The sequence below is a fragment of the Streptomyces sp. genome, assembly GCF_031178505.1.
GTDB lineage: Bacteria > Actinomycetota > Actinomycetes > Streptomycetales > Streptomycetaceae > Streptomyces > Streptomyces gulbargensis.
The window spans coordinates 1-3,542 of the sequence record NZ_JAPSIW010000717.1 but is presented as its reverse complement, the minus strand read 5'-3'; the positions used below and the strand labels follow the sequence as shown (position 1 = coordinate 3,542).

Annotated in this window: 3 protein-coding genes; 2 read left to right on the top strand and 1 reads right to left on the bottom strand. The window is 72.8% G+C overall.

The window, feature by feature from the left end; translation table 11 throughout:
- Together RIF68_RS31040 and RIF68_RS31035 are read left to right on the top strand one after the other, a co-directional pair.
- Positions 1-248 (top strand): SAM-dependent methyltransferase (locus tag RIF68_RS31040; RefSeq protein ID WP_309054600.1); only part of this gene is annotated, 248 nt, incomplete at its 5' end.
- The gene (locus RIF68_RS31035) at positions 245-2,404 is read left to right on the top strand and encodes an EAL domain-containing protein (RefSeq protein WP_309054599.1); all 2,160 of its coding nucleotides are present in this window, start codon (positions 245-247) and stop codon (positions 2,402-2,404) included. The genes RIF68_RS31040 and RIF68_RS31035, both read left to right, overlap by 4 nt.
- Before the next feature lie 43 nt (positions 2,405-2,447).
- Here RIF68_RS31035 and RIF68_RS31030 read toward each other — a convergent pair whose 3' ends face one another.
- On the bottom strand, positions 2,448-3,326 hold the full coding sequence (locus tag RIF68_RS31030) for a LysR substrate-binding domain-containing protein (protein ID WP_309054598.1): 879 nt from the start codon (positions 3,324-3,326) through the stop codon (positions 2,448-2,450).
- Positions 3,327-3,542: the final 216 nt, after the last annotated feature.

Below are 3,542 nucleotides of genomic sequence, written 5' to 3'. Positions count from 1 at the left end.
TCACCCACGCCTCCTACGAGGGCATCCCGCTCACCGAGGAGCAGGCGAGCGGCACCGTCGGCGTCTACCGGAACATCCGCAACCCGCTCGTCATGCGCTCCGGGCCCGAGATCACCCGCTTCTTCGAAGGCACCGAGCTCCTCGAACCCGGCCTGGTCCCGATGCCCCACTGGCGGCCGGACGGCCCGGTCGAGGAGGAGGACCCCTACGCGTTCTCCGGCTTCGCGGGCGTGGGGCGCAAGGCGTGAAGGTGCCGTCGCAGCCGTCCGGCGCCGAAGCCGACGGCCCGGAGGACAGACTCAGGCGGTTCGCCACCATCTGGAGCCGGGCGATCTTCCCGGTGACCGCCACCTCGCTCACCCGCGCCGAGTTCGAGGGACACCTGCTGCCCCTCGCCCGCGCCCTGTACGACGCCCTGCACGCCCGGCCCTTCGACACGGCCCCGGCCCAGCGGACCGGCGCGGCCCTGGTGGAGGCCCACTGCACCGACCCCGACGCCCTCGGCCGCAGCCTCGGTGTCGTCGACAGCTATCTGGTGCTCTACTGCGGGGCGGAGTCGGACCTCCCGGCCGAGGAACTGCGGGCCCGCTGCTCCCGGCTCCAGCACGCCATGGCCACCGGCTACGCCCAGGCCCTGCGCGAGCGGACCCGTACCGAGCAGGAGGCCATCGCCCAGTCCGCCCTCTCCGCCCGCAGCGCCGCGGAACTCGCCCTGCACGCCACCGAGTCCCGCTTCCGGGCCGTCTTCGACGGGGCCGCCGTCGGCATCGGGATCGCCGACCTCGACGGCAACGTCCTGGAGGTCAACGAGACCCTCACCCGCATGTTCGGCGGCATGGAGGGCCAGGTCCGCAGCCGGAACGTCAGCGAGTGGGTCCACCCCGAGGACGGCCCGCACGTCTGGAAGCTCTACGAGGAGCTCGTCCGCGGCGAGCGGGAGCACTACCGGGTCGAGAAGCCGTACTACCGCGGTGACGGAACGGTTCTCTGGACCAACCTCACCGTCTCGCTCCTCCGGGACGCCGAAGGCCGCCCCCAGTACCAGCTGGCGCTCCTGGAGGACACCACCGAACGCCGTCTGCTCCATCTGCGGCTGCGGTACGAGGCCACCCACGACGCCCTCACCGGGCTCCCCAACCGGACCCTCTTCTTCGAACGCCTGGAGAAGGCGCTCGCCCCCGGCGAGAACGCCCGGTTCGGCCTCTGCTACCTCGACCTCGACGGCTTCAAGGTCATCAACGACAGCCTCGGCCACTCCGCCGGCGACCGCCTCCTCGTGGAGGTCGCCGACCGGCTCCAGAGCTGCGTCACCGGCCCCCACGAGATGGTGGCCCGCCTCGGCGGGGACGAGTTCGTCGCCCTCACCACCGGCGCCGACGGCCGGCGGGACGTCACCGAACTCGCCGACCGCATGCTCGGCGCCCTCGCCGCGCCGCTGCGGATCGAGGGCCGCGAGCTGACCGTCCGAGGCAGCGTCGGCGTCGTCGAGGGCCCGGCGGGCGAGCGGACCCCCGCCGAGGTGCTGCGCAGCGCCGACATCACCATGTACCGGGCCAAGTCCGCGGGCGGCAACCGCTTCGAACTCGCCGACCCCGAGGCCGACGCCCGCGCCATCACCCGGCACGGCCTCACCACGGCCCTGCCCGCCGCCCTCGAGCGCGGCGAGTTCTTCATCGAGTACCAGCCCCTCGTCCACCTCGGCGACGGCAGCGTGCACGGCGCCGAGGCACTCGTCCGGTGGTGCCATCCGCAGCACGGCGTGCTCGGACCCGACCGCTTCATCCCCCTCGCCGAGGACACCGGCCTCATCGTGCCCCTCGGCCGGTGGGTGCTGCAGGAAGCGGTGCGCCAGGCCCGCTTCTGGCGGTCCCGGCACGCCGACGGCGGCCCCCTGCGCATCAACGTCAACCTGTCGCCGACCCAGCTGCACCACCCCCGGCTCGTCGCCGACACCGTCGACGTCCTGGAACGCTCCGGCCTCGAACCCGGCGCGCTCTGCCTGGAGGTCACGGAGTCGGCGCTGATCGGCGCCGACGAGGACCTGCTCAAGCCGCTGCGGCAGCTCGCCGAGATGGGCGTCGACATCGCGCTCGACGACTTCGGCACCGGCTACTCCAACCTCGCCAACCTGCGCCGCCTCCCGGTGAGCGTCCTCAAGCTCGACCGGTCCTTCACCCGGGGCATGCAGCAGCACCCGGTCGACCCCGTCGACCTGAAGATCGTGGAGGGCATCGTCTCCCTCGCCCACAGCCTCGAACTCGCGGTCACCGTCGAGGGCGTCGAGACCGGCGCCCAGGCCCGCCGGCTCCGCGAGCTCGGCTGCGACACCGCCCAGGGCTGGTACTACGCCCGGCCCGGCGCCCCCGACCGCATCCACACCCTGCTCCTGGCGGACGCCGTCTGAGCCGAGCCCCGGCCCCCGGCCCCCCGGCGGGCCGGGGCTCGGCTCACCTCCGGTGCAGCAGCAGCTTCTGCAGCTCACGGGCGGCCCGCGGGGGCGCCACGTCACTGCGGTGGGCCAGCGCGATCGTACGGCGCAGACCCGGGCGGGCCAGCGCCGTCACCCGCAGGTCCCGGCCCGCCCGCGAGGCGACCATCGCGGGCACCACGGCCATCCCGAGCCCCGCCCGCACGAACCCGAGCACCGCGTCCAGCTCCCCGCCCTCCACCGTGAACGCCGGCTCGAACCCCTCCGCCCGGCAGGCCGACACCGTCAGCTCCCGCAGGTCGTAGCCGTGCCGGAACATCACCAGCGGCTGATCGCGCAGATCGGTGATCCGCACCGGCCGGCGCGGCGCCGGAGCCGAGGCGGAGGAGACCACCACCAGATCCTCCCGGAGCAGCTCCACCGTCGTCAGGGCCGGTGACGGCGAGGGCAGCGGCAGCACCACGAGTGCCAGGTCGAGCGCGCCGCGCGCCAGCTCCCGTACGAGATCGTGCGAGCCGCCCTCCTCGATCATGATCTTGATGCCGGGATGCAGGTCGTGGAAGGCGCGCAGTACGTCCGGCAGCAGACCGGTGCAGAGACTCGGCGTCGCCCCGAGCCGTACCCTGCCCCGCTTGAGCTGGACCAGCTCCTGCACCTCGGTGCGCGCCGTGTCGGTGTCGGCGAGGATCCTGCGGGCGAGCGGCAGCAGCGCCTCGCCCGCCTCGGTGAGCGCGATGTTCCCCCGGGCCCGGCTGAACAGCTCGGCACCCAGCTCCTGCTCCAGCGCCTTGATCTGCTGCGACAGCGAGGGCTGCGAGACGTGCACCCGTTCCGCGGCCCGGGTGAAGTGCCGGGTCTCGGCCACGGCGACGAAGTAGAGGAGCTGCTGGAACTGCATGCCCTCACCTTAGAGGCCACTCCTGACGGCCCGATCGGTTCCTGGAGGCGATCGGACGCGACCGGATCCGATCAACTGTGACGAGCTCAGACCGAGGATCCACCTGATCTGCGACCGGCTCGCGACGTCAATCTGATGCCGCACAACTTCACCCGGTCGTGTCGGGACGGGGTCTGACCAGGCATGTATTTCGGCCGTCCGTTGAGTGGCGATTGG